This is a genomic window from uncultured Methanobrevibacter sp., from assembly GCF_900316895.1.
Classification (GTDB): Archaea; Methanobacteriota; Methanobacteria; order Methanobacteriales; family Methanobacteriaceae; genus Methanocatella.
Genome location: NZ_ONER01000005.1, coordinates 1 through 25,830, shown reverse-complemented (window position 1 = coordinate 25,830; position 25,830 = coordinate 1). Strand labels below are relative to the sequence as shown.

Below are 25,830 nucleotides of genomic sequence, written 5' to 3'. Positions count from 1 at the left end.
CATCCTTAATCTATTATATTTGGACTGGCCTTTTCCTCACTTCTTTCGGATAGGTCTATGTCTTCATCGTCAATGCCTGCTATTTCATAAATCTTAGCAAGGATCTGTTTAAGTTCAATCAGGTTTCCTCCCATTCTGTTTACCAGATGGGTGTCATCTTTTCTGAGTGCTGCAAACTGCACGTCAGCTAAGAGTTGGCCATTGCTCATTTCAACTGAAATGAAGCTGACTCCCTTGTCGGCCAATTCCTTCACTCTGTCAACAGGGAAAGGTGATAATGTGATAGGTCTTAAAAGTCCCACTTTCACGCCTTTCTCACGGCTTTTGTCAACGGCTGATCTTGCGATTCTTGAGCTGATACCGAATGATACCAAGACGATATCTGCATCTTCAACCTGATATTCATCATAGATTACTTCTTCAGCTTCGATTTTTGCATATTTTTCCTGAAGCTTGTAGTTGAAGTCTTCCAATTCGTTAAAGTCATTATAAATTGAAGTGATTAGGTTTTCCATGGTTTCTGCATTACCTTTCACTGCCCATGGCTTGTCGTTTTTAGGTTCAACGGCTTTTTCAGGGAACACCAGAGGTTCTGCCATCTGGCCTAGGGTACCGTCTGCTAAAACAACTACTGGATTTCTCCATTTATCGGCAAGTTCAAAGGCTTTCATGGTCAAATCACACATTTCCTGAACGCTGTTTGGAGCAAGAACGATGTTTTTGTAGTTTCCATGTCCTCCACCTTTTACGACCTGGTTGTAGTCTCCCTGTTCAGGGCCGATGTTTCCAAGTCCAGGTCCTGCCCTCATGATGTCCACAATCACTGCAGGCAATTCAGCGCCGGCAAGGAAAGTGAATCCTTCCTGCATAAGGCTGATTCCAGGTCCTGATGATGAGGTCATTACTCTGTGGCCGGTTCCTGATGCACCGTAAACCATATTGATTGATGCCTCTTCACTTTCAGCCTGTACGAAGTTTCTTCCAACCATAGGGAAGTATTTTGAAGCCTCGTGCAAGATTTCACTTGCAGGGGTAATTGGATATCCGAAGAAACAGTCACAACCGGCATACATTGCGCCGATGACGACTGCAGTATTTCCTTTAACCATCTGATTGCTCATTTAGTTTCCTCCTGCTTTGGCCTTAATCATTTTTGCTACTGAATCGTTTACAATCTTTTTATACTGATGTACTTCCAGCGCCAGTGGTTCCGGACATGTAAAGTAGCAGTCCTTACATCCGGTACATCCATTGCCGCTGTAATAGGCAAATTGATATCCTGCGTCATTCATGTCTTGTGAAAGTAATATTGCATTTTGAGGACATCCGACTATACATCTCATACAGCCTTTGCATATTTCCTTATTTATAACTGGATAAGATATCTCTTCTGTCATTTATATCATCTATTTATTGTCATTTTCTCTTATTTCAACCCTTCTTATTTTACCGCTGATGGTTTCTGGAAGTTCATCCACGTATTCAACCATTCTTGGGTATTTATAAGGAGCTGTAACTCTTTTAACATGATTTTGTATGTCTTTAGTCAATGAATCTGATGGCTCGAAGTCAGGCTGCAAAACAATGCTTGCCTTTACGATTTGACCTCTCACTTCATCAGGATAAGCGGTAATTGCGCAGTGTGCCACTGCTTCATGGGAAAGAACAGCGCTTTCCACTTCGTACGGTCCGATACGGTAACCTGAAGACTTGATAATGTCATCGTTTCTTCCGACAAAGTGCACGTATCCGTCTTCGTCCACCCATGCGGTGTCTCCACAGTGGTAGTATCCGTCATGGATTTGCTTTTTGTATTTTTCTTCATCATTCACATAGTCTTTAAACAATCCTGGATTTGGCCCGTCATTCATTTTGAAACAAAGCTCTCCCTCTTCACCGATTTCTACCCTATTATGGTCTTCATCCAGTAATTCCAAATTGAATAATGGGGAAGGCTTACCTATGGATGCGACTTTTGCATCAAGCCATATGAATGTTCCGATTGAAAGGGTTGTTTCGGTCTGTCCGAATCCTTCCTTGATTCTCAAGCCTGACAAGTCATAAAATCTTTCGGATACTTCCGGAGGCAAAGGCTCTCCTGCGGTTGTAACGTATTTCAAGTTTGAAAGGTCATATCCTTCGATATTCTCTTTAATGATGAACCTGTAGATTGTTGGAGGTGCACAGAATGTGTCCACCTTATTTTCAATAATCTTTTCAAGCAGTTTGATTCCATTGAATCTGTCATAGTCATAAATGAATATTCCGGTTCCTGCAATCCATTGTCCATAGAGGTTTCCCCAAACTGCCTTTCCCCATCCGGTATCTGCAGCAGTGTGGTGAATTCCGTCTTCCACAACATTATGCCAATATTTTGCAGTTGGAATGTGGCCTAATGAATAGGTATGCTTATGGGACACCATTTTTGGAAGTCCGCTGGTTCCTGAAGTAAAGTAGATTAGGAATACCTCTTCAGCATAGGTCTTGTCTTCACCGGTTGGCCTTTCGAATACTGCACTTTCCTTTTCGATTGCTTCATTAAAGTTTATCCAACCGTCCCTATCGGTTTCAATTGCCAACTTTTTCAAATTGATTCCTAATGATTCTTCTGCGGCTTCGTAATCAGGCAATAATGTATCCTCTTCAACTGATACCACCATTTTAACATTTGCTTCCTTTATTCTGAAATCAATGTCATGAAGCTTTAACATGTGGGTTCCAGGAATTGGTATTGCTCCAATCTTATGCAATGCAACCATACAGAACCAGAATTCATATCTGTTTTTAAGTGTAAGCATTACGCAGTCGCCTTTATTGATTCCTAAACTTTTGAACAGGTTTGCTGCCTTGTTTGAATATTCCTTCATTTCCTTGAATGTGAAGGTATGATTCTCATCATGGTCATTGGTCCAGATTAATGCGATTTTATCCGGATCGATTTCTGCATACTTGTCTACAACATCAAATCCGAAGTTGTAATCCTCATTGTATGTAAGCTTAAAGTTTTCAAAAAAGTCTTCGTAAGAGTCAAAATCCACTCTTTCTACAAAATCTCCTATTACTGATGTCATTAAAATTACTCCTATAAATATTATATGATTACTGCTAAGAATTTAGCCGGTTTATCGTTAAGTGCTACCATTGCGTGTCTGTGTGTTGAATCAAAGAAGATGCAGTCTCCTTCGTTCAGTATGATTTCGTTATTGTGTATATAAATTTTCAAGGAACCTTCAAGGACATAATTGAATTCCTGTCCAGGGTGTGAGTTTAGTGAAGGTGTAGGGTTCTTTTTAGGGTCAACAACCACAAGGAAGGTTTCTGCTTTTTTGTGAATGAATTTAGAACATAGGTTTTCGTGGGTATATTCTTTGCTTCTGTCAACTGAAACTCCCTTGTTTGCACGGGTTAAATCGAATATGTTCATCCTGCTTTCTTCACCGGTTAATAATAATCCTAAATCAACTTTAAAGATGTGTGCAAGTTCATATAAGAAACTTGCCGGAATGTCAATTTCAGCGTTTTCATATTGGATGTAGGTTTCTTCTGTAATGTTCAATTCTTGTGCGATTTCTTTAATAGTAATGTCTGATAGTTCTCTCAATTCTCTAATTCTATTTCCAATATCTTTGTTGTATTCATTCATTCATAAACACCTATTTTTTTATTGATTTTTTTTCTATTATAATGATATATTATAATATTATATGTTTTGGATTTAACTTTATATAAACCTTTTTAAAAATCATGATAATTCATTATAAATTTTCTAAACAAAAAATTTTATTTTTAATTTTCAGCTGAAAATATGGGAAAGTTTTAAATACTTCAAACATTTAATTTTAATTTAATTATTTAAAGGAGAAAATCAAATGACATCTAATGAGATAGGAACTGACATAATTTTCAAAAAGCAGTTAGGCTTAAACCTGGAAATTGACCAGAAATATGTTGGTTTAAAAATGAAGGAGAATAATATTTTATCTTTTAATTTCAGAGTTCCGGGAGCTTTAAAAGATGAAGTTGAAGCTTATTTTAGAAGATTCAAATTAGGCGAACCGATTCTTGTGGATATTGGTGGAACTGGTGATATAAAATGTGATTTTAAAGGAATTTCTCCAGTCTTAAAAAATAAGGATGAAATGGATCAGTATTTCCTGTCAGCCACTTTACAGGAAGACAAACAGTATGATCCCTTAGAAGAAGAAAAATGTGAAACCTGCAGTGGATGCGGATTCCACTAACTATTTTTTTTTATTGAACTGATTAGATTCAGTTGTACTGTTTTTTAAGCTGTTTACTTTCTTTAATGATGTATTTTATCAGATAAACAGTTCCAATTATTGAAAGTATTGCGCATGGCACAATCCAAGGCAATTCGGTCATCACCACATTGAAGCCGCTGACATTAAGAAGTGTTGCAGTTAAATTATTTAGGAAGTGCACGCTCATTGGAATCAGGATATTGTCTGTTTTTGTGTATAATATGCACATACAGATTCCGAATAGGATTGCACTGGTTATTCCACCGAATTCATGGCCAAGGCCAAAAATGACTGATGATATTATCATTGCAGGAATGATTCCTGTCCTGATTTTAAGTCGGTTGAACAGCACTCCTCTGAAAACCAGTTCTTCAACAATCGGAGCGAAGATTATTGCGCCGATGGCATCAAGAATAACAACGCTTGAATCGACGTCAACAGTATCAACGCCTGTGGAAATCCATGTGGGGTCAGTCAGACTTGTTATGATGTCTATTGAGGAAATCAAAAATGTAAATAGGAATGCGAACAGCAGATTTATTGCAAAAACGTAAAGCAGTTCTTTGCGATTATTCTCTTCGAATATGTTTTCGATATTCTGATCAAGTCCTCTTGTTCCTCTGAGTGCCCAAACAAACATCAATGCTCCAATCAAAAAGAGAACTATAAAAAACAGTTCATCTGACTCAGAGATTATTGGAAAGATAATGGTCAATAGTCCGGTTAGGATTCCAGTAATAATTATTCCTACTATCAAGTCCCTAATTCTAATAGTTCTTAAACGAACATTGAAATCTGTAATGCTTTTATCCATATTTTAACACCCTATAAAATAGTTTTAAACCAGTTAATGGTTTCTATAAGCTGTGATTCGAAATTATCAGAATCGATTTTTAGATTAATCTTTTCCATGTTGCTGATGTCGGCTAGGGAGTGTTTGATGTCTCTTGGCCTTTCAGGCAAATATTTAGGTTCCAAATCGCTGCCTAATGTATCTTTAACAATTTCATATAATCTGTTGACGCTTAGCTTTTTGCCGGATGCAACATTGATGATGCCGTTGTAGTCCGCCTCACTGGCGGCAATATTTGCTTTCACTATGTCTCCAACATAGACAAAGTCCCTGGTTTGCTCACCGTCTCCATAGATTTCAGCCTGTTTGCCTTCAAGAAGAGCGCTGATGAAATTGGGAATCACTGATGAATATTGGGAATTCTTGTCCTGTTTTGGTCCAAATACGTTGAAGTATCTTAGAGCAGTATATTTTAAGCCATAGCTTTCATAAAATGATTTTAGGTATAGCTCGCAGCTCGCCTTTGATGAGGCATATGGGGATTTTGGCATTGGTGGCTCTGTTTCTTTTAAAGGCATATTTTTGTTTTCCCCATAAACGGCGGATGATGATGAAAACACTATTTTTTCAACGTCATTGTCTGCAGCTGATTTTAGAAGTTTAACTGTTGCATTAAGATTGATTTCATTGCATTCCTCAGGTCTTTCGATACTCAATGGAACACTTGCCATTGCCGCAAGGTGGAAAATGTAATCGATATCGCAAGTCAAATCATCCAAATTAAAATTGCAAATGTCTCCTTCAATAAAATTTAAATTATCATGGTCTTTGCTTTTTAAATTTTTAATGTTGCCTGTGGAGAGATTATCAATAATGGTAATGTTGTTGCTCTCCATTAGCTCGTTAGCAATGTGAGAACCGATAAATCCTGCTCCACCAGTAATTAAAATGTTTTTATTTTTCATTAAGCCACCATTAATTAATTTAAATTATAATTAAGCAATTAATATTATTTTTAAGTAACAATATTTATATATTTTTATATGTATATTATTAAAGTAAGAGGAGTCTAATAATATGTTTGATTTGGTGTTTGATACCATATATTTTGCTTCGTTTAGTAATTTTTATGGGCTAAGCAATATAAGCTTATCTTCATTTGACATTTTATTAGCTTATGTTGTAGCTATTGTTTGCTCTATCATTGTAGCTTTAGTTTTAAGGCTGCCTTTACTTCCTAGCAAACCATATAGGTATTCTTTTGATGTGAGTGCATTATATCCGACTCCGATAATTGCTATTGGTATTTTTTCAATATTTCTTGTTTTAAATTATACTTTCATGTATAACGGATTAGTTCTAGCAGTTGTTATTGGTGTTTTATCAGCATTATTTGTGAAATATTTATTTGATTTCGTATTTCCAAAACCTCTGGATGAAAATGCAGGAGAGGATATAAATGAATGAGGTAATTGGAATAATAATTGCCGCAATTCTTTGTTGGTTGAATTTTGTAATTGTGGATACATATTTCGGACTTCCCGAGCAGCCTGGCGTAAGAGGGGCCAGAATAATTGGTAAAGATGTCGAAAAAAGAGGGGGAGATATTGCTGGCGGATTTTTCCAAGGAAACATTTTATGTTCTCCGGATGCGTCTGCTGGTACATTAATGGCTTCTATTGGATACTTGCTTTTAGGAATTCCCGGAGGAATAATTGCAGCATTCCTGGTATTTATTGGAAATAGGTTATGTGCCGATCCGGGATATGCCGGAACTACAGGATGTCTGACAGCTACTGCAATAATATTTTTAGCATCTTTCATAGGTTTGACACCTGAAATGTTCATTGTGGGAATGGTCATAGCCATATTTACTGTCATGGGCATAGACCAGGCCAAAATGTCCGTAGTTTTAGGAAAAATCGCCAAAAAATTCAATAGGCATGCTAGAGAGTGATTATATGTATGTTGAAATTATAGGTATTATAGTCATATTCGTAGCATTAAGGGCTTTAGTTACAAAAAACAGAGCTGAAAGACTATTATATTTAAATGTCATTGGTTTTGGAGTTTCTGCAATCATTGCATTGGTAATTAATACTCCATTTGCTCTTATTGTTGCTGCAGCATTCTTTATATGTTCAACAATCAGTGCTAATGCTATTGCTTACACATTAAATAGACTAGATAATGAGATATTGCTGGAGGAATGAAAATGGAATTTCTCGTATCAATAATTGCAATAGCCTTGATGGTCATTGGAGCATTTGGCGTCATATTCATGAAAAAACCATTAGACAAGATAATAATGTTTGATATAATGGATGCCGGATTTGTTTTGGTTGTTGTACTGTTCAAATATTTGGATGTTGCATTGTTTGCGGCATTGGCAGGTCCATTGTCAACTTTAGTATTCATTTTATCCATTGTGAAAATTAAGGAAATCAGAACCAATAAAATCGCAAGTGGTGAGGCTAATGATTAGCGTTTCATTGTTTTTCTATTTCGGAATATTTTTAGCAATTGTGGGAAGTATTGCTACCGCTTGGGGTCCGGGAGTTAGTGATCCGGTTGTCAGGACATTCAATACTGAAATCGCTGCAATCGGTGTCTGTCTGGTATTATTATGTTACAATCATGTTCTGGCATTACTGACATTGCTTGCAACAACTGTTATTATTACATTGATTTTATTTAGAGCGATTATTCGCTTGGAAGAAATGGGGGCAGATGTATGAGGATTGGAGTATTATGGAATAAATTGGCAGAGCCTAAAAACATTCCGCGCCTTTTTGCATTTAGCCTTGGAATAATTTTGATAATAGGTCTGATAGTGCCTTTGGCATTGAATCCTGACCAATTGTATGTAAGGCCTGCTCCTCAAGAGCAGGTTGATGAAGGTTTGGCCATTGCACCTTATGACAGAGGTGGAGTGCCTTTAAAAGAGCCGGGTAATATTGATCCTCAATATCCTGAAAATGCTGAGAGCTTAGGTATGATTACGGGATATATGTCACCGCTGGCGCAATTTGTCTCATCAATTTCACCTTACTTCGGAACATCAATATATTCATCTCCTGGAGGACTTATAGATGAAATACTGTACTATACAAGGGGTTTCGATACAATACTCGAATCAAGCATCCTGATGATGGCATTCATCATAGCTTCATGGTTGTCAATCAATTATACCATGAACAGGAAAAATGATGAAGATGAAATCAAAAAAGATGTAAAAAAGGCTATTGATGATTCAAATAAGGTAGCTAGCCAAGTTAAGGCAAATGACGCTAAAGCAAGAGCGAAACAACTTAGGAGGGATAACTGATGTTTGTTCCTCAGGCGTTCATTAGCATGTATCTGCCAGCAGTCTATGCTGGTCTGATAGTTGGTTTCATAGGAACCATGGCAATTGCAATAAACAGAAGGGAATTGCATATTCTCATTCTGACAGATATTGTCGGCCTTGCCATGATATTTGTTGTTTCTGCTGTTGGAACAGACTTGGCTGAAGCATTGATTTTGCCTGGTCTGGTAGTTGAACTGGCTGAAACCTTGGCAATTTCTGAAATTCTGATTACAAGGGAAATGCGCAAAATTGAACAGGACCCAAGAGCTAATCTGACCAAATCCTCTTCAATTTTCCCACAGGCATTTTCTCTGGATATGGAAATCATGACCACTGCACCTAATTTCATTGCACTGGTCCTGATCGGTTATGGAATATTCCTCACTGGTTTTACTGGAGGAGCAGTTGCTGGTGGAGGAATTGTGTTGTATGCATTATCTAAAAAAGCAAGAGGACTTCCGGTATTGATGTTGGATGGCATTGCCGGTGTTTCCGGTATTTCATGGTGTTTATGGATAATAGGTTTCCTATTGTTCTTTGTAACTCCTCAATATTGGTTATTAAGTTTATTCTTGGCCGCATGTGGATTATTATTAAAAGTAGCTTCCAAAGTAGGTTTAATCGGCCTGCTTATGAGAGAGGATATCGATAACGAGTAGGTGAGAAAATGGATTTCGTTACACTTGGAGGAAATTTGCTTGGAACAATCCAGCTTGGAGACATTGTATTGTACCTGACTCCATTCAGCTTGTTCCTGTTTGCGGTTTTACTTGGATTTACAGTATTGATTGGTTTAAGCAAACCTGAAACTCAAGTCGAAGCTACTATGCATTATCTGAATAATACTGAAGTTAAGGTAGGTCCGAAAGAGCTTAAGCAAAGAAGATTTTTAGCGGTGATATGTGGTATTGCCTCTGCTGGAGCTATGATTACAGGAGATCTGTTCAACTTTACACTGTTCATGGCTTTGGTGGGTATCCTGAATATCGGTATCGTATCAGCAGTTAAACAGACCAGCGTATTGAATTCCGCATTCAATTATGGTCTGATTGCCATGATGTGCAGCTTGCCTTTGTTTGGTGGAGCAGCCATTATTCTTGCAGCAACAGGCACATTGTCACTTGCAGTATTGTCTCAAATGCCTGCAAGTCCTATGGTGGTATTCGGTGCTGTGATGATGCTGATAGGTATTTTAGGCGAAAGCGGAGTAGCTCCGTTCTTTGCAAGTAAGGCAGAAATGTTCAGAACAGCAGGATCTCCTTATATCGTTATTATTCACTTAAGTTCATTGTTTATTATTGTAAGAGCTGTTGAAATATTATTATTGGTATTGTGGTAGTGGGAGTATGGTAAATCAAAGAATTACATGTATCATATTATTGGTTTTATCAACATTGGCTATTCTTGCATGTCTGGTTATCAACTTTGAAGCATGGATTGTTTATACTGTAGCCATATTTGGTATTCCAACATGGGTTTTGTCCCTTGGCTTATTGACAATGGCGAAACCAAAACCTGAAGATGTAGAAGAAAGAGTGAAGGAGCCATTCACTGGGTATTAAAGTGGTATTATGAATTTGATGGCAGAAATATTGATTCAAGTTATTATTGCATTCCTGGCAGGAAGTTTGCTTTTAGGTTTGCACAGAAAAGTGATGGCACGTGTACAGAAACGTCCTGGGCCACCTATTGTCCAGCAGCTGATACACTCTTTGAAATTCTTCTTCAAGGAAACCGCATTTCCAAAAACAGTATCAAAAGTATTTTATATTGGAATCGTGTTTATCCTAGCTTTGATTTGGGTTGTCGGGGTCATTGTAGGTCCTGTAGCAAAGGATTCCCTATTGATATTGTTCGGCGTTTATGCTGTTTATAAGATTGTTGAGCACAATTCAGGTTCAAGTTCAGGTTCACCATACGGTAAGTTAAGCTGTGTAAGGGCAGTGCTTTCAGCGGCAACAGAACTTCCATTGTTTGCCGCAATAGTGTTCGTTTACCTGGTGACCGGCACAATGAATATTGGAGAAATCATTACATACCAATCAGTCCATGGTCCATTGATATATTCAATTCCGCTTGCAGCCCTGATGTTCTTTATGTTAATCATTACTAAATCCCCATACTCTCCGTTTGCAATAACTAAGGATAAGGTTTTGATTTCAGGATTTGAAACTGAACACTTTGGATTCTTGAGAGGATTCATGCTGTTTTCAGAGGCTATTGCATGGTATGTGCTGCTTTGGGTATTCCTGACAATATTCTTCGGTCCATTGAATGCCGTAGGATATCTGATTGGAATGATTGTGATTTCATTCGTCACAGGTTTCATTAATGCGACAACACCATTATTAAGTCCGAACCATTCAGTAATGACTCAAATTACCATAGGAGCAATCTGCTTTGCAGGAACCGCATTGATGATATTTACAGGAGTGGTAGCATGAACAGCGAGGATGTTATTGTTTATTTCACAGCATTGGTGGCTATCGGAATAATCGTTGTGGGATTGTTGACCACTGCGATTCATTCATATCTCATCGCTCCGATAGTTATAATTGGAATTGTCCTGGCAGCTTTTGTATTGCTTTCAAAGGGCAATTTTGCACATAAGATAGAAAGTATAGAGAAAATATGTTTTGTAATAACATTTTTGGCAATAATTTGTTCATTTATATTGCTTTATAAACCTATGTAGGAGATATTATGTTAAATTATATGATTTATTTAATTACATTTGCTGCGGGATCCATTCTTGGTCTGCTTTATAGCTATAAGCAACATGGGGAACCATTTGTTGCAGTAACCAAGTTCAATGTTCCATTTGCCCTTGTTTCAATCGTAGGATGGGTTTTAGGATTTTGTTCAGGCAATGTTATTTTATCCGCAATCGGTTTTCTCCTTGCAGGTTTTGTAATGGGTGAAAGACCGGGATACGGTAGAAAAGAAACTGCAGTTGGTTTGATTATTGCAATTATTGTATATGTATTATTGAAAAGGCCATTATTGATGTGATGGAAATGGATGACGACGCTAAATTAGAATTGATGCAAAGAAGAATTGTTAAAAGTTATGCAGTGCAAAGGGATGTTATAGTTCCGCTTTCTGAGGAATTTGATTGTACTGTTGAAGAGCTGGAGGAGGTTTTCTTCCATTTGTTTGACATGTCATCTCTTCAGGCATTACATGCAACATTCGAATCGGCTCAGGACATCTGCTTATATCAGAAGTTCAATGTTGATTTGAGATTATGTTGGTTTAATGGCACATTGGAGATAATATCTGATGAAGATGCGAAAAACCTTAAAATGAAATTGGTTAATGAAGTTAAAAACGGCAAATCTTATGAAGATGCCTTAAAGGAAGGACAATTAGAATTATTTGAATTGTTAAAAAAAGAAGCAAAATATTGATGTTTATTTAATTATTAGATAAAAGAGGGAGTACAATGTTAGATGCTATTAAGGATGTTGTGAGAAAAAGCTCAATTCACGTCTGCATAGTCAATTGCGGAGGATGCAATGGCTGTGACGTTGAATGTGTAGCGCTTTTGTCTCCAAGATATGACCTGGAGCAATTCGGTATTTATGTTCACAACAATCCTCGTGAAGCTGATGTTCTATTGTTGACCGGTGCCGTAACCGAACAATGGAAGGACAATTTAAAAAGAATTTATGATAAGGCTCCTGAACCAAAAATAGCTGTAGCTGTTGGAAACTGCCCGATATCAGGGGATGTATTTGCCCAAGAGGGAGGTCATGTAAATGCACCTGCGTCTAATTTCATCCCTGTTGCAGCAGAAATTCCAGGATGTCCTCCAAGGCCAAATGAAATATTGGAGGCGATTTTGGCTGTTGGACCTCAAGCTATTGCTGACAGAGGGAGGGAACAAAAATGATAGTGCCTATTGGTCCAATTCACCCGGCCTTAAAGGAACCTATCAGATTGAAACTGCAAACTGAAGGCGAAAGAGTAGTTAAGGCAGAAATTGAATATGGCTATGTTCATAGGGGAATTGAAAAGATTATTGAAGGAAAAACTTGGCAGAAAGGAATTTATCTTTCAGAACGTGTATGTGGTATATGTTCATATGAGCACACACAGACATTTGCGGAAACCATTGAAGCTATTTCTGATGTGGATGTTCCTCCAAGGGCTCAATTCTTAAGGGTTATAGCAAACGAGCTTGACAGAATTCAAAGTCATCTTCTTGCAAATTCCACATTTTTCAAGTCAATGGATCACGAAACCCTGTTTATGCACGTGTTGGAATTGAGGGAATATGCAATGGATTCAATTGAACTGTTAACCGGAAACAGAGTCAATATGGGTTGGAATGTTGTTGGGGGCGTTAAGATGGATGCAGATGAGCGCCACTTCGAACCGATACTTGAAAACCTAAAGAAAATTGAGGAACGTTTTGAGATAGTCCGCTCATTATTTGCAGAAGGCCCTGCACTTGCTTTAAGATGCAAAGGCATAGGATACATGTCTAAAAAAGAGGCTATTAAGGGAAGGGCGGTCGGCCCTATCGGAAGGGCTTCCGATGTAAAGGAAGATTACCGTGTAGGTCACTATACATATGATGATTATTTTGATTTCAAGGTCATAAGAAGAACTGAAGGAGACAATTACGCAAGAACATTAACCCGATTTGACGAAATTCCAGAATCCATTAGCCTGGTCAGACAAGCTATTGAAAACATGCCTGATGGTGAAGTCCGTACTCCTGCTGAAATCAAATCAGGTTATGCAATGCGTAGAAATGAGGCTCCTCGTGGTGAAGTAACATACATGATTGAAACCAATGGAAACCTAATCAAGAACATTTCAATCAGAACTCCAAGTATTCCTAATATGGATTCCTGTGCAAAATACATGATTCGTGACGTTCCAACCGTTGCGGATGCGGTATCCACCTATGCATCATGTGACCCTTGTGTGGCATGTGCCGAAAGGGTGGCTATCACTGACGAAGCCGGAAAAACCATTGTAAAAAGATGGGATGAGGTGATATAGGATGTCATCCCTAATGTGGTATATATTTGATTTTGCCCGCAAGGCATGGGCTGATGCATTTGCAAATGCAAAAAATGAACCTGATATATCTGAAAAGCCTGACAGGTTCAGGGATTTTCCAACAGTGAACAAGGAATATTGTATCGGATGTGGAGCATGTGTTTCATCTTGCCCTTCACCGAATGCGATAAAGCTGGTTCGTGATGAGGATTCCGAAAGTGGAGAAGGATTTACATATCCGGTTATCAAATTGGGAGCATGTATACGCTGCGGCTTTTGTGCCGAAGTTTGCCCAACTGATCCAAAGACACTGGAATGCGGTGAAAATCACCTGCTAATGCCTGAATTCAATATTATTCCATCAAAAAGACAGTATCTTGTTGATGATTATTTATGTATAAAATGTAAGAAATGCTTGAAGCAATGTCCTGTTGATGCCATCAGCGAAATTGACGGAAAGGTCGTTGTCGACCAGCTCAAGTGCATCTCCTGTGGGGATTGTGTTGAAATCTGTCCTGTCAGCGGAGCAATGAAGGCAGTATTTGTTGATAACCTGCAGGACCAAAAGGACCTGATTCTTTTGTGTGTCAATTATCTTGAGGAATACATTAATTCCAAGGAAGATGATTTAAGGTCTCTTGAAAGGAACGGTCTACTGCAATATGATGTGCCTTTATCCAATATATGGGATAAGGCATTGAAAATAATTCCTGATGAAGAGGTAGCTCGGGAAATCATAACCAATGCGGTTAACAGGCTTAAGGTCAGGATAATCGATTGGGATAAATCAAAATGTAAGAAATGCCAATTATGTATTCCGGACTGTCCGACAGGATGCATTTCATTTGACGAAAAAGAGGATACTATTGTAAGAGAAAAGGATAGATGCTTAAGATGCAGTATTTGTTACCAGACATGTCCGTTTTCAGTAATCAAATACTTCATTTCCAAGTTCTCACTGGATGACGGTGAAAACATTCATGTTACAGTAAAGGCATCTAATCTCAATGAGGATATTTTTATGGAGTGAGTGTTATGATTGACAGTTTTACCAAAACACCAAGACCATTAAGGCATGTTGATGTCGATTTCGTCATTGACCAGACCAAATGTGCAGACTGCAAGGACAAGCCATGTCTTGAATCATGCCCTATCGATGCGGTCTATTTGGATGAAAGTGATGGCCTTATAAAATTGAAAAGCACCTGCTTCGGCTGTGTGCTGTGCCGTAACGCCTGTCCTTATGATGCAATAACCCTTGATGTCAAAATGGATCCTCCTTTAAAGGAAAACGTTCCGAATATCAACACCAAGCTATGTAAGGCATGCGGAGCATGTGTTCAGGCATGTAAGAACGGTTCCATTCACATTGTAGCTGACGGCAAGCATGAACCTCACAGTGAAATAGACAAGGACACTTGTGTTCGATGCGGATACTGCTTTAGGGTGTGTCCTACAGATGCAATCAAGTATGGTGAGCTGCTTCCTAAAACCGTCAAGGGAGGAAAGGCAGTTGTCATCAATCAGCCTAAGTGTATCGGATGCATGACCTGTACAAGGGTGTGTCCGTCAATGGGGGCTATTAACGTTGGCAGAACCAATAAGTTGCCTTATATCAATCCCGGATACTGCGCAAGATGTGAGGAATGTATGCATTCATGTCCTTCAGGGGCAATCAGGTATTCTTCACGTAAAAAGGCATATAAAATGTACAGTGAAATCAAATCATATGATATCGTTTCCAGCATCATCGATTATGACGTTAAAAAATTATCTCTTGATTTAATCAGTCTAAATAAGGTTCTCCAAAAGGTAGGTAACGCAATCGCTTTGGAATTCAATGACCAGAACTTTGAACATTTCATTGAATGCAAGGTAAATGACATGATGGAAAGGGAGTTAAAAATCAGTCTCAACACAAGCATTGAAATAGACAAGTTCACAAAGCTGGTCGGATCCTATCTGATGGACAGAAACATTGAGGTTTATGACAAGAAATGTATAGCATGCGGTGAATGTTATAACGTCTGTCCTGTGGATGCCATAGAGCAGAACGGTCCGAACCCAATCACAATCAATGATAACTGCGTATACTGTGGAAAATGTGTTGAAGCTTGTCAATTTGACGCCATCGGCGCTTATGATGATTACTTCTACAGCAAAGACCAGGATTTATACTATGCAAGGTCATTTTTATACAAGCAAAGGCTCGGTGACTTTTCACTTTCAGAAGACAAATGTCAGGCATGTGCAATATGTGTCAAGAACTGTCCTGTCGATGCATTGACACTGACTGATGACGATAAGATTGAATTTGATGGTGAAAAATGTATCTACTGTAGAAATTGTGAGGCAATTTGTCCTTTGGATGCGATTAGAATTGTTAATTTCAGGTGAATCATGTTTGAGAAATCATTTATTACAGATTGTGAAGGTCCGTTGACCTTGAATGACAACGCTTTTGAGATATCAGCCAAATTCATTGAAGACGGAGGGGAACTGTTTAAGGTTCTCAGTTTATATGATGATTACTTGGTTGACATTGTCAAAAAGGAAAACTATAAGGCAGGCAATACCTTAAAGTTGATTTTGCCTTTCTTTGTAGTTGAAAATCTCTCAAATTCAGATTTCATTGATTTTTCAAAAAACAATATCTATGCAGTCAGCGATTCAAAATTCCTATTGGAATACTTGAAGGAAGCTATGAATACATACATTGTCAGCACCAGTTATGGCCAATATATTGAAGCGATCTCTGATTATATGGAAGTGCCTTTTGAAAACACTTTTTATACAGAAGTTGATATGGATTCCATTCAACTCAATGATGAAGAAATTCAAAAAGTTAAGGAATTCAAGGAATTGATTCTAGATAATCCCGATGATTACGAGCTCTTTGATGACATTTTCTTCGGCCAGATTGCAAAGATGGGAATTTATGATAAAATCAGGGATATAGAAGTTGTTGGAGGGCAAGGCAAAAAGCTTGCCATAGATAAAATCATTGAAAGGGACGGCATTGGCACTGATGAAATCCTCTACATCGGAGACAGCATAACCGATGTTGAACCACTTGATTTTGCCCGCAAGAACAATGGTATCAGCATATCATTCAATGGAAATGAATATCCTTTGAAAGTGGCTGAAATTGCTGTTGTATCACCAAGTGCCGTAACAACTGCTGTAATTGCAAATGTCTATGCAGAAAATGATAGGCAAAAGGTTTTAGAATTTATTGAAGATTATAATATTTCACAAGATTTAAAAAAATTATTCGATGACTACAATATTGACGAAAAAATCAGAGACAGGTTTTTCTCAGTGTTTGCGGATGATTATCCATTAATTCAGGTAGTGACAGATGAAAACTATGAAGATATACTGAAAGTCAGCAAGGAAATGAGAAACAATATTCGTGGTCAGGATATAGGTGGATTAGGTTAGGTGTAAAAATGGATTATGATAAAGTAGAAGACACATTCTTTGAAGCTTTCGAAGGAAAATATGTAAGGGCTTTAATTACAGGGCCTAATGAGGCTATTGTAAAAAGGGCAGCATACGATTCAACCTCAACTCCAAGTGCAGTAATAGGAAGGGTTGAAGGTGGAGTGGAAGGCTTTTTGGATGAGTCACAAACTCCGGACAATAGGTTTGGAGCAATTGTACAATACTGGTTAGGCGGAGATGATGTGGAAAAATTCGCATTTGAACTGTCATACAGATTAAGGCAGGACGTATTGGTCAAGCCGTTCACACGTATTTTTGACTACTCAGACAAGGACAGTGATGAGTATATTGAAATGATGGGCATTGTAGGTCACTGTGGCGATGGATACGAATGGATCGTAGAGGAATACGGAAGAAAAATGATAAACGTGCCGATTGCAGTGCCTGATTTCCAGATTGAAGAAAAATTCAAAATAAATGATGGGACCATGGGAGGAAACTTCTGGTATCTGTGTGAAACCCCTGAAGCGGTCATAGATGCAGGAGATGCAATCATTGAAGCCATTATGAATGTTGAGGGCGCAACCGCACCGTTCGATATCTGTTCAGCGGCTTCAAAGCCTGAAACAAATTTCCCTGAAATCGGTCCGACAACAAATCACTTTTATTGCCCTTCACTGAAAGAACGTTTAGGTGATGAATCTAAAGTTCCTGAAGGGGTTAATTACATTCCGGAAGTTGTAATAAATGCAATCGATGAGGAATCAATGAATAAGGCTGTCAAGGCAGGAATTGATGCTGCCTTGAAATTTGAAGGAGTAATTGGAATATCTGCAGGTAACTTTGACGGTAAACTTGGAGATAAGAATATAAATTTATTGGATATATTGAAGTAAGGTTTTAAAATGGAAATATTTGACAATGACTTGAATGCTGAAGTTATCGGATTTGGCGCATTGAATGTGGACAAGCTCTATTCGGTCGAAAACATTGCATCAAAGGATGAGGAAAGTTTCATTAAAACTGAAACCGACACTCCAGGAGGTTCAGCAGCAAACACTATAGTGGGATTGTCTCGCTTAGGTTGTTCCACATCAATCATCGGAAAAATCGCAGAAGACGAAGACGGTGATTTGATAGAGTATCATCTGGCCATAAATGGAGTTTATTCAAATAATTTAATCTATTCAGAAACCGGTTCAACAGGAAAATGTTTGGGCTTTGTTGATGAGAACGGCGAAAGATGCCTCTACATCGACCCGGGAGTCAATGATGAAATCAAAATTGGCGAAATAAATCCATTGAACATTATGAGATGCAAGATAATGCATTATACATCATTTGTTGGTGATTCGTTCAATGCACAAATTGAATTGCTGGAAAAGCTCAATGACCAATGTGTATTGAGTTTTGATCCTGGAATGCTGTATGTCCAGAAGGGTTTTGATGAGCTAAGGCCTATACTTGAGAGAACCAATATACTGCTCATAAACGAATCAGAATTAAGATTATTATGTAATAATAATAAAAGTCCTTTAAAGGAATTGGCTATTGGATTTTTGGATTTGGGAATTGAAACTGTTGTTGTTAAGAAAGGTGCAGAAGGGGTATTCGCTATGAATAATTCGGCTGAATGTGAAGTTGGATCATTCGAGTGTGACGTAGTCGATACCACCGGAGCAGGTGACAGTTTCAATAGCGGATTTTTATATTCATATCTGAAAGGATATGACTTGGAGAAATCCTGTAAAATCGGAAATTGGGTGGCCAGTAAGGCTATTGAAGGATTTGGAATGGAAAAATTCCCAACCCTTAAGGATTTGGAGGATTTTTTTAAAATATAAATTTTATTAAATAAATTATTCAGTTGGTATTAAAATGAATGTATCTTTTATAAAACAGATAAAGGACCTGGAACGTGAAGTTCTTCTGAAATCTGTTGAATTAGATGATGATGGTGATGACTTCCAATTTGAACTGGATGATTTCAGTACAAATGAAGAAATATTTGCTGTTTCACCAAGATGTGTAAGGTGCAATACCTGTGTTGGAGAATGTCCAGTTAATGCAATCGAACCAGCTAATATTTTTAGAATGGCTAAGATAACTGATAAATGTGTCAAATGTGAAATATGTATTCAGACCTGTCCTGTTTCAGCAATCAAGCTAATTGACAATTCAATCAGTTATGATCATGAGGATGAACGTGAAGTCATTGAATATAATTTGTCTAATGTCAGTTGCGCTCATAGAGTAATTCGCATGAATGACATTTCAATTGATTATACAGTAGACGATAACAATTGGTATGATTGTGCAACATTATGTCCAACAAATGCATTTACCCTGGAATTCAAAGAATTCTTTGAGAATTTAGATATGGATTTGGGAATAGAGCTAATAGATGATGAATTATATCCATATATTAATGAAAAGATGTGTATTGGATGTGGAGCCTGTCGTGAAATCTCACTAAATGAATTTGCAATTAATCTGGATAGGTACATAGGACCTATAATTCACTCCAGATTGATTGAAGTCAAGCATGAATCTTGCGTAAACTGTTATTTATGTGAGGAAAACTGTCCAACAGGTGCTATAGAGTTAGTGGATGGTGAAGTTGTTCTGGACAATGATAAATGTATAAGATGCACAGAATGTACAAATCATTGCCCTGTAGGAGCATTGAAACGAGTAGAAATTGAATAAATGGGGGCTGTTTATGAAAGCTAAAGAGTTAATGGATAAAGACTTTGTATATTTGAATGCTGATGACAGCGTTGTTGACGCTTCAAAAGCTATGGAAAATGTCAGACGGTTTACTTGTCCTGTTGTAAATGATAAAAAACAACTGATTGGATGGATTACAGCGTTTGATATTACAAAAGGTTTAAGAGAAGGAAATGAAAAGATTTCAGAGGTAATGAGCAGTTGTGAAGAAGTCGCATCAGTTCATGAAGATGATCCTGCAAGAAAGGCGGTAATTCTGACTGCCAACAATAAGTTTGTAACCGTTCCTGTCGTGAATGATGACAATCAGGTTATAGGTATGGTTCGTGCATGCGATATTGTGGAGCTTTTATCAAACCTTTACGACATCAAGGTTGTAAAATTATACAAAGCGATGCAAAACCAGCTTAAGGGCGTAACTTGGGAAGAGTTGATGTCCGCTTCCGCTCTGGTATCTCAAAAGACTACCGGTAAAAAGATTTCTGCTGAGGAATATGAAGCCAACATTATGGATTCCACTTTTGGAGAAGCTATCTGGGCAACCGGAGGATTAGAAAAATTCTTTGCAGGTTTGATTTCTGTTGGAGAAATGGTAGTTGCTCGTAGGGTAGGCAGAGCTAAGAAATAAAATTATTATGATAATCATAGGCGAATTAATGAGTATCAAGAAAGACAGTCCTTGTAACCTGTGTGGTTAATTAACTTGACTCATAAATTTGCAGTTTGGGAGGAATAATTAATCATATTATATACTCTCTCATCAGTTTACGAATGGAATATCATTCATAGGAAAATATAGAATTTATCCAAAAGACTTTTCTTTCAATCGACATGACAAAAGATTTCTCGGGTGATTCATCTAAATTCTCCTTCGATGAGGGTCTTGAAAGAACTCATCATTGGTTCTGTGACAACCGGGAAAACATTCAAAAATCAGCAGAGTTCTAAAAACTCTTTTTTTCAATTTCCTATGATTTTTAGGTTTTTTCTAAGTTTCATTAATTATTTATATTCACTTTTACAAAATTCATTATTGTCAGGTGAATTCATGCAAGGCAATCGGATAATTTTTTTAATTTTACTGGTTTTCATATGTGTAAATATTGCAGCAGTTTCCGCTAATGACTTAAACTCAACAGATAATCTGGAATTGAATAATGAGAGCGCAATTGAATTGGATGAAGAGGCTGCTGTTTTAAATGAGGGCAACGGTTCTGATGAGGATGTTCCCGTGGAAAAGACCACTCCTTCAATCACAATCAGTTCAAACAATGTCAACAGTAGGGACACATTGGAAATCTATTTTAAAAATTCAACCGGAAGTCCTTTAAAGTCCAAACAATTCACCGCAATACTCAACGATAAGAAATATTCACTTAAAACCAACTTGGAAGGCTATTCGAAAATAAACATTGATCTGCCTGCTAAGACCTATAAATTGAATGTTATTTTTGATGGCGATGATGATTATAACAATGTATCCAAGACATTCAACATTAAAGTATATAAATTAAATACCAAGTTCACTGAATCGGCCAATTTTGTATTGAAGAAAAATTATTTGTATTTTACTCTAACCGACAGCAAAGGCAATTCAGTTTCCGGCAAAAAGATAACCATCAAAGTCAACGGCAAGAAATATATCAGAAAAACTAATTCAAAAGGCAAGGTTTCAATAAAAATCAAATCTTCAAAGACTAAAAATTCAGTCAAGGTTAAATTTGCAGGAGACAATCAATTCAAGTCTTCCTCTAAAAAATTAACCGTTCGCTTGATAAAGAAATCCCTTTCAATCAATATAGGCAATTCAAAATTTCTTACAAACGGTTTCATAAGGATTTACCTGAAATCCTCAGGCAAGGCATTATCAAAAAAGATGGTGACTGTTTCTGTTGGAAGTAAGAAATTCCGCCTTAAAAGCAATTCTGAGGGAATTGTGGTATTTAAGCCATCAGTTAAGGAAAGCCATTATACGGTTAAGGCAAAATATGGCAAACATTATTCAGCCAAGTATATAAAATGTTATGAAGGCAATGTAAAAGACCCCTTAAAGGAAAATATCACCTATAAGAATGGAAAACCTGACATTGACCTTATGCCTGGAAATTATGTGATGGGTGATGGAAATGCCAAATACACCCTTAAGAAATCACAGTATCGTGAAGTCCTGAAAAGGGATAGCCATTGTCTGTTTTTATTTAATAAGTTGACTAAATACACGTTTTTTAAAACAAAATCTCATCCTAAGCTATACCATATACTCAAACGTGAAAAGTGGAATGTTATAGAAAGGGCAATCAATGCCAAATTGGTTAAGAAGAACAAGCATAACTATTGGCCGGGCAAGATTTCAGTTTCACTTAAGGGAAAATCCTATAAATACACTCTGGTAAGGGATGTCCAGGATAACGGCTATACCTGCGGTCCGACATCATGCAGCATGTGCAGTCAGGCACTGAGGAATTATGTCTGTGAAAAATACATTGCAAAACTTGCTAAAACAGACCGTTACGGAACCAGCTGTGACGCCATGATCAAGGCATTGAAGAAGAATAATTTCGTTGCAGAATATTTCTACAAATCCTCATTTGGAAAGGCATTGAACGAAGTCAAAAAGGGAGGTGCAGCTTTAATTTTCCATGCATACAATCATTATGTAAGCATTTTGGACATCAGCAAGAACGGCAAGAAGGTACTGGTCAGCAACTCTTATGGCAGCTATGACAATATTCCAACAGGATGGGTAAAAGTCAGCTACATGAAAAAGAAATTCTCCAACATTGACGAAAGCCTGATAGTTAAACTGAATTATGAGTTGTCAGATTCAGTGAAAAACAGCATAAGTTGTTATTATACAAGCATGGGGAAAAATTGGGCTGCTCAAAATACCCACCATTCAATCGCAAGATTATGAAGAGTTTTTTTTGTTTTCTAAAGCAATGTTCAAAATAGAAAGTATTTTATATAATTCTCTTTTGATATTATGTTAGATGAATGTCCGATGTGCGGTTATCCATGTGATGTCTTTGAAGCGCATTGTCCATATTGCGGATTCATACCGTTTGATGAGGAATCTGGTGATTAGTTTGTGGAATTTGATTTGGCCTATTTTGATTGTAATACTTTCGAACACATTCTATAATGTGTGCATGAAATCGATGCCCTCTGATGTCAATCCGTTCGGTGCATTGATGGTTACCTATTTGGTTGCAGCATTGATTTCAGGAATAATCTTCATATGTTCTGTTGGACCGTCAAATATAGGTGCAGGATTGTCCAAAATCAATTGGACGTCTGTCGTTTTGGCATTGGCAATTGTGGGACTTGAAGTTGGATATGTATTTGTATATCGTGCCGGTTGGGCGGTAAGTGCCGCTTCAGTTGTTGCAAATATTGGTCTTGCATGTGTCTTGGTCTTTGTAGGATATTTTTTGTACAGGGAAAACGTTTCAATCAATCAGATTGTTGGAATAATCGTTTGCATGTTTGGTTTGGTTTTGATTAATATGTAACAGGTGATAATATGAAATGTCCGGTATGTGGGGCCTGGGTTGAGCCAGGAGAGGAATACTGTCCAAATTGCGGATATGATGTGTACTGTATTGATGAGGAAGACGATTTTTAGGGAGGTGAAATCATGAACTGTCCTAGATGCGGATCTTGGATTGATGCCGGCGAGCCTTTTTGTCCGGAATGTGGATATGATGGTTCTGATGATGAGGAAGAGGAGGACTTTTATTAATCCTTTTATTTTTTTCTTTTTCGATATTACAGATAGTATATATCATTTTTTATTAAAATAATTTAAATACTTATTTTTATGATAAATTAACTTTAAATATACTTATTTTATAAAATATTTCATTTGCTTAAAAATAATCAATAATATATACTATTAAATATTATATATTATATTATGAGGATTATTTTCAATATTTAATTCTTACAAATTGGGTTTAAAGGAGGTGAAAAATGAATAAAAAACTACTAATTATAGGGCTTCTTGCATTGATATTACTAACGCTAAATGTTAGTGTTGCTCATGAAATCGATAATTCCACTGCGGTCAATGACACATTGTCCATTTCAGATGAACCGGTTCTTGATGCAACTAATGACAGTTATGTTCTTGAAGTGTCAAAAGCCACTACTCATATTGAAGTTGCTGGTCAAACAGATTTTGATGTTATCGGGGATTATTTTAAGGTAAAATTATTGGACGGCAATAATAACGCTCTTAAAAACACTAAGGTAACATTTACGGTAAACGGCAAAAGCTATAATCAGAACACTGATTCTTCAGGCATTGCCAAGCTGCAGATTAGATTAAATGACGGATCTTATAATATCGTCTCCAAATTTGCAGGAAATTCGAATTACCAGGCGTCATCTCTGACCACCAAAATCACAATGGACAATACCCGAGAAGTTGAAAGTGGAATGAGTAATGCTCAAATTCAAAGCATTATAGACAATGCCAAGGCAAACAACGTTATATTATTTAAGGGTTCAAGTTATTCAAATATCAATTTGATTGTCACTAAATGCTTGACACTCCAGAGTAATGTTGGAACAACTTTAAAATCAGGTTCATCATCTCCTGTGATTACTATTAAAGGTTTAAAGGCTTCCTTAACAAAAGTTAAAGGATTCAAGATTGAAGGTTCAGGTGACGGTATTGAGGTTGACGGTGCAGATTACGTTACCATTTATAATAATGACATAACATGTAAATGCAATGGTGTTGTTGGACTGAACACCAAATATCTAAATGTTACCAAAAACGACATTGTTAAAAACTCAAAAAGTGGAATAATTCTTGCAGAATCAACATACTCTTATATTTTTAACAATAAGATTACCAATAACGGTGCAAACGGTATTGAAGTGGCCAAATCAAGCAATGTTTACATTCATGGAAACACAATTTCAAGCAACGGTAAAAATGGGATTTATTTGGACAGCAAAATCAACGGCAAAAATTATGGTGAAGGGCCAACTAATTTGCACATTAGCAAAAATACGATTTCCAAGAATGTGGGAAACGGTATTTATGTTAATAAGGCAGGAAATAATGTAAACATTAATTCCAATTCAATCGAATCCAATCGTCAAAGCGGAATTTCCTTATCTGAAATCGGCAGCAATAAGATTCAGTCAAATGTCATATCCAATAATGAAGCTGTGGGTATTGAATTCGGAGGCAATTATGTGATGCCAAAGAATCAGGAGATTTCATATAATGCGATTGTGGGCAATAGGGAGCGTGAGGTAGATGCCAGAGATACCTATTACGACAACAATGATGATCAGTTGAAACTTGGAGACAATTGGTACAGTGACGGGGTCATTTGTCCTAAAATCAAGACAAATAATATAAGGTTCACCGTTACTCAGATAGGTCCAAACCAATTTCAGGCTGCATTCATTGATTCAAAGGGCAATATTGCCAGTTTGCTTCCGGACAGGGCATTGTCATATAGAATCAACAATGGAAAGAGCATAACAGTAACTATCAGTGGTGGAATAGGCACATTCACTGTGGATGCGCAAACCGGTGACCTTGTTAAGGCAACTGTCGATAATTCCAGAAGGGATAAGACTTATGATTCAGATACCAAGCCATCTTCAAATCCGGTTAATGGAAAAACACCAAGTTACAGTTACCCTTCAATTCCGAATTACCAATTGTATGAGGATATTGGAACAGGTGGAAGTGGAGGAAATGGTGATGGAACCGGACAGGGAACCGGCGGAAATGCCAACAGAGGAAACGGACATTCAACAGCACAAAGCAGTGAAAATACTGGAAACAGTACTCATAGCCAGAAAACAGACCCTGCCAACAATGCAGATAATCATGTAAATGATGTTGATCAAAGCTATGAAACACAGACTACAACTTCTCCAGCCAGTGCATCTGAAAGTTCTTCAGGTGCTGATGTAGGTTCAGGTTCTACTCAGCAATCTGTAGTCAAACAAATTTTAATCGATGAAGATGAATTTTATAAAGTTTCTGGAATTTCATTTATAATATTGTTAATAATTTTAACAATAGGATTGTATTATCGTGAAGATATACGCGAAATGAAATCCAAATTATAATTTTTCTTCTTTATTTTCTATTTTTTTCTTGTTTTATAATAAATTATTTAAAAGATTTTAAATAAATATCATATTATCTTACCTTTGGAGGAATAATATGAATAAAAGTGATTTGAAAAGAGATTATT

Annotated in this window: 34 protein-coding genes; 28 read left to right on the top strand and 6 right to left on the bottom strand. The window is 37.2% G+C overall.

What is annotated here, in order from left to right:
* Window positions 1–5 precede the first annotated feature (5 nt).
* From QZN27_RS01490 to QZN27_RS01475, 4 genes are read right to left on the bottom strand one after another with little or no spacing between them, the layout of a single operon-like run.
* On the bottom strand, window positions 6–1,121 hold the full coding sequence (locus QZN27_RS01490) for a 3-methyl-2-oxobutanoate dehydrogenase subunit VorB (protein ID WP_296782760.1): 1,116 nt from the start codon (window positions 1,119–1,121) through the stop codon (window positions 6–8).
* The gene (locus QZN27_RS01485) at window positions 1,122–1,397 is read right to left on the bottom strand and encodes a 4Fe-4S dicluster domain-containing protein (protein WP_296782758.1); all 276 of its coding nucleotides are present in this window, start codon (window positions 1,395–1,397) and stop codon (window positions 1,122–1,124) included. It lies immediately after the preceding gene.
* Window positions 1,398–1,406: 9 nt separating this feature from the next.
* A complete protein-coding gene (locus QZN27_RS01480) occupies window positions 1,407–3,071 on the bottom strand; it encodes an AMP-binding protein (RefSeq protein ID WP_296782756.1) in 1,665 nt (554 codons plus the stop codon).
* A gap of 20 nt (window positions 3,072–3,091) precedes the next feature.
* On the bottom strand, window positions 3,092–3,643 hold the full coding sequence (locus QZN27_RS01475) for a helix-turn-helix domain-containing protein (RefSeq protein ID WP_296782754.1): 552 nt from the start codon (window positions 3,641–3,643) through the stop codon (window positions 3,092–3,094).
* Between the two features lie 226 nt (window positions 3,644–3,869).
* On the opposite strand from QZN27_RS01475, the gene QZN27_RS01470 reads away from it, so the two are divergent.
* Window positions 3,870–4,241 carry a hypothetical protein gene (locus QZN27_RS01470; protein WP_292603582.1) on the top strand — a complete coding sequence of 124 codons (372 nt, stop codon included), beginning with the start codon at window positions 3,870–3,872 and terminating at the stop codon, window positions 4,239–4,241.
* Window positions 4,242–4,269: 28 nt separating this feature from the next.
* Here QZN27_RS01470 and QZN27_RS01465 read toward each other — a convergent pair whose 3' ends face one another.
* Entirely contained in the window at window positions 4,270–5,076 is an 807-nt protein-coding gene (locus tag QZN27_RS01465; protein ID WP_296782752.1) for a CPBP family intramembrane glutamic endopeptidase, read from the bottom strand.
* A gap of 11 nt (window positions 5,077–5,087) precedes the next feature.
* A complete protein-coding gene (locus QZN27_RS01460) occupies window positions 5,088–6,020 on the bottom strand; it encodes an NAD-dependent epimerase/dehydratase family protein (RefSeq protein ID WP_296782751.1) in 933 nt (310 codons plus the stop codon).
* A gap of 112 nt (window positions 6,021–6,132) precedes the next feature.
* On the opposite strand from QZN27_RS01460, the gene QZN27_RS01455 reads away from it, so the two are divergent.
* The 27 genes from QZN27_RS01455 to QZN27_RS01325 all read left to right on the top strand — a co-directional run bounded on the left by QZN27_RS01455 (window position 6,133) and on the right by QZN27_RS01325 (window position 25,702).
* Entirely contained in the window at window positions 6,133–6,522 is a 390-nt protein-coding gene (locus QZN27_RS01455) for an energy-converting hydrogenase A subunit A EhaA (RefSeq protein WP_296782750.1), read from the top strand.
* Window positions 6,515–7,012 carry a hypothetical protein gene (locus QZN27_RS01450; protein ID WP_292603574.1) on the top strand — a complete coding sequence of 166 codons (498 nt, stop codon included), beginning with the start codon at window positions 6,515–6,517 and terminating at the stop codon, window positions 7,010–7,012. Before QZN27_RS01455 ends, QZN27_RS01450 begins: the two co-directional genes overlap by 8 nt.
* Window positions 7,013–7,016: 4 nt before the next feature.
* On the top strand, window positions 7,017–7,268 hold the full coding sequence (locus tag QZN27_RS01445) for a DUF2109 domain-containing protein (protein ID WP_296782773.1): 252 nt from the start codon (window positions 7,017–7,019) through the stop codon (window positions 7,266–7,268).
* A 2-nt stretch (window positions 7,269–7,270) separates the two neighbouring features.
* Window positions 7,271–7,540 carry a DUF2108 domain-containing protein gene (locus QZN27_RS01440; RefSeq protein ID WP_296782749.1) on the top strand — a complete coding sequence of 90 codons (270 nt, stop codon included), beginning with the start codon at window positions 7,271–7,273 and terminating at the stop codon, window positions 7,538–7,540.
* Window positions 7,533–7,793 carry a DUF2107 family protein gene (locus tag QZN27_RS01435; protein WP_296782748.1) on the top strand — a complete coding sequence of 87 codons (261 nt, stop codon included), beginning with the start codon at window positions 7,533–7,535 and terminating at the stop codon, window positions 7,791–7,793. The genes QZN27_RS01440 and QZN27_RS01435 overlap by 8 nt, the downstream gene beginning before the upstream one ends.
* Entirely contained in the window at window positions 7,790–8,383 is a 594-nt protein-coding gene (locus QZN27_RS01430) for an EhaF family protein (protein WP_296782747.1), read from the top strand. The genes QZN27_RS01435 and QZN27_RS01430 overlap by 4 nt, the downstream gene beginning before the upstream one ends.
* Window positions 8,383–9,063 carry an EhaG family protein gene (locus QZN27_RS01425; protein ID WP_296782746.1) on the top strand — a complete coding sequence of 227 codons (681 nt, stop codon included), beginning with the start codon at window positions 8,383–8,385 and terminating at the stop codon, window positions 9,061–9,063. The genes QZN27_RS01430 and QZN27_RS01425 overlap by 1 nt, the downstream gene beginning before the upstream one ends.
* An 8-nt stretch (window positions 9,064–9,071) precedes the next feature.
* The gene (locus QZN27_RS01420) at window positions 9,072–9,743 is read left to right on the top strand and encodes a hypothetical protein (protein ID WP_296782744.1); all 672 of its coding nucleotides are present in this window, start codon (window positions 9,072–9,074) and stop codon (window positions 9,741–9,743) included.
* A gap of 7 nt (window positions 9,744–9,750) precedes the next feature.
* Window positions 9,751–9,966: a DUF788 domain-containing protein gene (locus QZN27_RS01415; RefSeq protein ID WP_296782743.1), complete on the top strand. Its 216-nt coding sequence runs from the start codon at window positions 9,751–9,753 to the stop codon at window positions 9,964–9,966.
* Window positions 9,967–9,975: 9 nt separating this feature from the next.
* The gene (locus QZN27_RS01410) at window positions 9,976–10,848 is read left to right on the top strand and encodes a respiratory chain complex I subunit 1 family protein (protein ID WP_296782742.1); all 873 of its coding nucleotides are present in this window, start codon (window positions 9,976–9,978) and stop codon (window positions 10,846–10,848) included.
* On the top strand, window positions 10,845–11,099 hold the full coding sequence (locus QZN27_RS01405; protein WP_296782741.1) for a hypothetical protein: 255 nt from the start codon (window positions 10,845–10,847) through the stop codon (window positions 11,097–11,099). The genes QZN27_RS01410 and QZN27_RS01405 overlap by 4 nt, the downstream gene beginning before the upstream one ends.
* Before the next feature lie 8 nt (window positions 11,100–11,107).
* A complete protein-coding gene (locus QZN27_RS01400) occupies window positions 11,108–11,416 on the top strand; it encodes an energy-converting hydrogenase subunit EhaL family protein (protein ID WP_296782739.1) in 309 nt (102 codons plus the stop codon).
* Between the two features lie 5 nt (window positions 11,417–11,421).
* Window positions 11,422–11,814: a DUF1959 family protein gene (locus QZN27_RS01395; protein WP_296782738.1), complete on the top strand. Its 393-nt coding sequence runs from the start codon at window positions 11,422–11,424 to the stop codon at window positions 11,812–11,814.
* A gap of 35 nt (window positions 11,815–11,849) precedes the next feature.
* The gene (locus QZN27_RS01390; protein ID WP_292886816.1) at window positions 11,850–12,299 is read left to right on the top strand and encodes an NADH-quinone oxidoreductase subunit B family protein; all 450 of its coding nucleotides are present in this window, start codon (window positions 11,850–11,852) and stop codon (window positions 12,297–12,299) included.
* Window positions 12,296–13,420 carry a nickel-dependent hydrogenase large subunit gene (locus tag QZN27_RS01385; RefSeq protein WP_296782736.1) on the top strand — a complete coding sequence of 375 codons (1,125 nt, stop codon included), beginning with the start codon at window positions 12,296–12,298 and terminating at the stop codon, window positions 13,418–13,420. The genes QZN27_RS01390 and QZN27_RS01385 overlap by 4 nt, the downstream gene beginning before the upstream one ends.
* A 1-nt stretch (window position 13,421) precedes the next feature.
* Window positions 13,422–14,450 (top strand): 4Fe-4S binding protein, encoded by a 1,029-nt coding sequence (locus QZN27_RS01380; protein WP_296782735.1) that lies wholly within the window; start codon window positions 13,422–13,424, stop codon window positions 14,448–14,450.
* Complete coding sequence (locus tag QZN27_RS01375) at window positions 14,447–15,817, top strand: 4Fe-4S binding protein (RefSeq protein WP_366208981.1); 1,371 nt, start codon at window positions 14,447–14,449, stop codon at window positions 15,815–15,817. Before QZN27_RS01380 ends, QZN27_RS01375 begins: the two co-directional genes overlap by 4 nt.
* A 3-nt stretch (window positions 15,818–15,820) precedes the next feature.
* Complete coding sequence (locus tag QZN27_RS01370) at window positions 15,821–16,864, top strand: hypothetical protein (protein WP_296782731.1); 1,044 nt, start codon at window positions 15,821–15,823, stop codon at window positions 16,862–16,864.
* 8 nt (window positions 16,865–16,872) lie between these two features.
* A complete protein-coding gene (locus tag QZN27_RS01365) occupies window positions 16,873–17,763 on the top strand; it encodes a formylmethanofuran--tetrahydromethanopterin N-formyltransferase (protein ID WP_296782729.1) in 891 nt (296 codons plus the stop codon).
* A 9-nt stretch (window positions 17,764–17,772) separates the two neighbouring features.
* Window positions 17,773–18,711 (top strand): carbohydrate kinase family protein, encoded by a 939-nt coding sequence (locus QZN27_RS01360; protein ID WP_296782727.1) that lies wholly within the window; start codon window positions 17,773–17,775, stop codon window positions 18,709–18,711.
* Between the two features lie 34 nt (window positions 18,712–18,745).
* Complete coding sequence (locus tag QZN27_RS01355) at window positions 18,746–19,576, top strand: 4Fe-4S binding protein (RefSeq protein ID WP_296782723.1); 831 nt, start codon at window positions 18,746–18,748, stop codon at window positions 19,574–19,576.
* A gap of 13 nt (window positions 19,577–19,589) precedes the next feature.
* Window positions 19,590–20,225, top strand: coding sequence for an HPP family protein (locus tag QZN27_RS01350; RefSeq protein WP_296782721.1), 636 nt, complete (start codon window positions 19,590–19,592; stop codon window positions 20,223–20,225).
* A 420-nt stretch (window positions 20,226–20,645) separates the two neighbouring features.
* On the top strand, window positions 20,646–22,511 hold the full coding sequence (locus tag QZN27_RS01345; protein WP_296782720.1) for a cysteine peptidase family C39 domain-containing protein: 1,866 nt from the start codon (window positions 20,646–20,648) through the stop codon (window positions 22,509–22,511).
* 163 nt (window positions 22,512–22,674) lie between these two features.
* On the top strand, window positions 22,675–23,109 hold the full coding sequence (locus QZN27_RS01340; RefSeq protein ID WP_296782718.1) for an EamA family transporter: 435 nt from the start codon (window positions 22,675–22,677) through the stop codon (window positions 23,107–23,109).
* 11 nt (window positions 23,110–23,120) lie between these two features.
* Window positions 23,121–23,222 (top strand): zinc-ribbon domain-containing protein, encoded by a 102-nt coding sequence (locus QZN27_RS01335; protein WP_296782717.1) that lies wholly within the window; start codon window positions 23,121–23,123, stop codon window positions 23,220–23,222.
* A gap of 12 nt (window positions 23,223–23,234) precedes the next feature.
* The gene (locus QZN27_RS01330) at window positions 23,235–23,339 is read left to right on the top strand and encodes a zinc ribbon domain-containing protein (RefSeq protein WP_296782715.1); all 105 of its coding nucleotides are present in this window, start codon (window positions 23,235–23,237) and stop codon (window positions 23,337–23,339) included.
* Window positions 23,340–23,569: 230 nt separating this feature from the next.
* Window positions 23,570–25,702 carry a right-handed parallel beta-helix repeat-containing protein gene (locus tag QZN27_RS01325; protein ID WP_296782712.1) on the top strand — a complete coding sequence of 711 codons (2,133 nt, stop codon included), beginning with the start codon at window positions 23,570–23,572 and terminating at the stop codon, window positions 25,700–25,702.
* Window positions 25,703–25,830: the final 128 nt, after the last annotated feature.

What these genes read in the sequence shown, in the direction of transcription:
- QZN27_RS01430 (WP_296782747.1), top strand. Translation starts at nt 7,790, where the DNA reads ATGAGGATTGGAGTATTATGGAATAAATTGGCAGAGCCTAAAAACATT.
- QZN27_RS01365 (WP_296782729.1), top strand. Translation starts at nt 16,873, where the DNA reads ATGGATTATGATAAAGTAGAAGACACATTCTTTGAAGCTTTCGAAGGA.
- QZN27_RS01395 (WP_296782738.1), top strand. Translation starts at nt 11,422, where the DNA reads ATGGATGACGACGCTAAATTAGAATTGATGCAAAGAAGAATTGTTAAA.
- QZN27_RS01330 (WP_296782715.1), top strand. Translation starts at nt 23,235, where the DNA reads ATGAACTGTCCTAGATGCGGATCTTGGATTGATGCCGGCGAGCCTTTT.
- QZN27_RS01325 (WP_296782712.1), top strand. Translation starts at nt 23,570, where the DNA reads ATGAATAAAAAACTACTAATTATAGGGCTTCTTGCATTGATATTACTA.
- QZN27_RS01435 (WP_296782748.1), top strand. Translation starts at nt 7,533, where the DNA reads ATGATTAGCGTTTCATTGTTTTTCTATTTCGGAATATTTTTAGCAATT.
- QZN27_RS01470 (WP_292603582.1), top strand. Translation starts at nt 3,870, where the DNA reads ATGACATCTAATGAGATAGGAACTGACATAATTTTCAAAAAGCAGTTA.
- QZN27_RS01335 (WP_296782717.1), top strand. Translation starts at nt 23,121, where the DNA reads ATGAAATGTCCGGTATGTGGGGCCTGGGTTGAGCCAGGAGAGGAATAC.
- QZN27_RS01355 (WP_296782723.1), top strand. Translation starts at nt 18,746, where the DNA reads ATGAATGTATCTTTTATAAAACAGATAAAGGACCTGGAACGTGAAGTT.
- QZN27_RS01485 (WP_296782758.1), bottom strand. Translation starts at nt 1,397, where the DNA reads ATGACAGAAGAGATATCTTATCCAGTTATAAATAAGGAAATATGCAAA.
- QZN27_RS01385 (WP_296782736.1), top strand. Translation starts at nt 12,296, where the DNA reads ATGATAGTGCCTATTGGTCCAATTCACCCGGCCTTAAAGGAACCTATC.
- QZN27_RS01455 (WP_296782750.1), top strand. Translation starts at nt 6,133, where the DNA reads ATGTTTGATTTGGTGTTTGATACCATATATTTTGCTTCGTTTAGTAAT.
- QZN27_RS01380 (WP_296782735.1), top strand. Translation starts at nt 13,422, where the DNA reads ATGTCATCCCTAATGTGGTATATATTTGATTTTGCCCGCAAGGCATGG.
- QZN27_RS01420 (WP_296782744.1), top strand. Translation starts at nt 9,072, where the DNA reads ATGGATTTCGTTACACTTGGAGGAAATTTGCTTGGAACAATCCAGCTT.
- QZN27_RS01445 (WP_296782773.1), top strand. Translation starts at nt 7,017, where the DNA reads ATGTATGTTGAAATTATAGGTATTATAGTCATATTCGTAGCATTAAGG.
- QZN27_RS01415 (WP_296782743.1), top strand. Translation starts at nt 9,751, where the DNA reads ATGGTAAATCAAAGAATTACATGTATCATATTATTGGTTTTATCAACA.
- QZN27_RS01345 (WP_296782720.1), top strand. Translation starts at nt 20,646, where the DNA reads ATGCAAGGCAATCGGATAATTTTTTTAATTTTACTGGTTTTCATATGT.
- QZN27_RS01475 (WP_296782754.1), bottom strand. Translation starts at nt 3,643, where the DNA reads ATGAATGAATACAACAAAGATATTGGAAATAGAATTAGAGAATTGAGA.
- QZN27_RS01490 (WP_296782760.1), bottom strand. Translation starts at nt 1,121, where the DNA reads ATGAGCAATCAGATGGTTAAAGGAAATACTGCAGTCGTCATCGGCGCA.
- QZN27_RS01390 (WP_292886816.1), top strand. Translation starts at nt 11,850, where the DNA reads ATGTTAGATGCTATTAAGGATGTTGTGAGAAAAAGCTCAATTCACGTC.
- QZN27_RS01350 (WP_296782721.1), top strand. Translation starts at nt 19,590, where the DNA reads ATGAAAGCTAAAGAGTTAATGGATAAAGACTTTGTATATTTGAATGCT.
- QZN27_RS01480 (WP_296782756.1), bottom strand. Translation starts at nt 3,071, where the DNA reads ATGACATCAGTAATAGGAGATTTTGTAGAAAGAGTGGATTTTGACTCT.
- QZN27_RS01425 (WP_296782746.1), top strand. Translation starts at nt 8,383, where the DNA reads ATGTTTGTTCCTCAGGCGTTCATTAGCATGTATCTGCCAGCAGTCTAT.
- QZN27_RS01440 (WP_296782749.1), top strand. Translation starts at nt 7,271, where the DNA reads ATGGAATTTCTCGTATCAATAATTGCAATAGCCTTGATGGTCATTGGA.
- QZN27_RS01370 (WP_296782731.1), top strand. Translation starts at nt 15,821, where the DNA reads ATGTTTGAGAAATCATTTATTACAGATTGTGAAGGTCCGTTGACCTTG.
- QZN27_RS01465 (WP_296782752.1), bottom strand. Translation starts at nt 5,076, where the DNA reads ATGGATAAAAGCATTACAGATTTCAATGTTCGTTTAAGAACTATTAGA.
- QZN27_RS01360 (WP_296782727.1), top strand. Translation starts at nt 17,773, where the DNA reads ATGGAAATATTTGACAATGACTTGAATGCTGAAGTTATCGGATTTGGC.
- QZN27_RS01410 (WP_296782742.1), top strand. Translation starts at nt 9,976, where the DNA reads ATGAATTTGATGGCAGAAATATTGATTCAAGTTATTATTGCATTCCTG.
- QZN27_RS01405 (WP_296782741.1), top strand. Translation starts at nt 10,845, where the DNA reads ATGAACAGCGAGGATGTTATTGTTTATTTCACAGCATTGGTGGCTATC.
- QZN27_RS01450 (WP_292603574.1), top strand. Translation starts at nt 6,515, where the DNA reads ATGAATGAGGTAATTGGAATAATAATTGCCGCAATTCTTTGTTGGTTG.
- QZN27_RS01460 (WP_296782751.1), bottom strand. Translation starts at nt 6,020, where the DNA reads ATGAAAAATAAAAACATTTTAATTACTGGTGGAGCAGGATTTATCGGT.
- QZN27_RS01400 (WP_296782739.1), top strand. Translation starts at nt 11,108, where the DNA reads ATGTTAAATTATATGATTTATTTAATTACATTTGCTGCGGGATCCATT.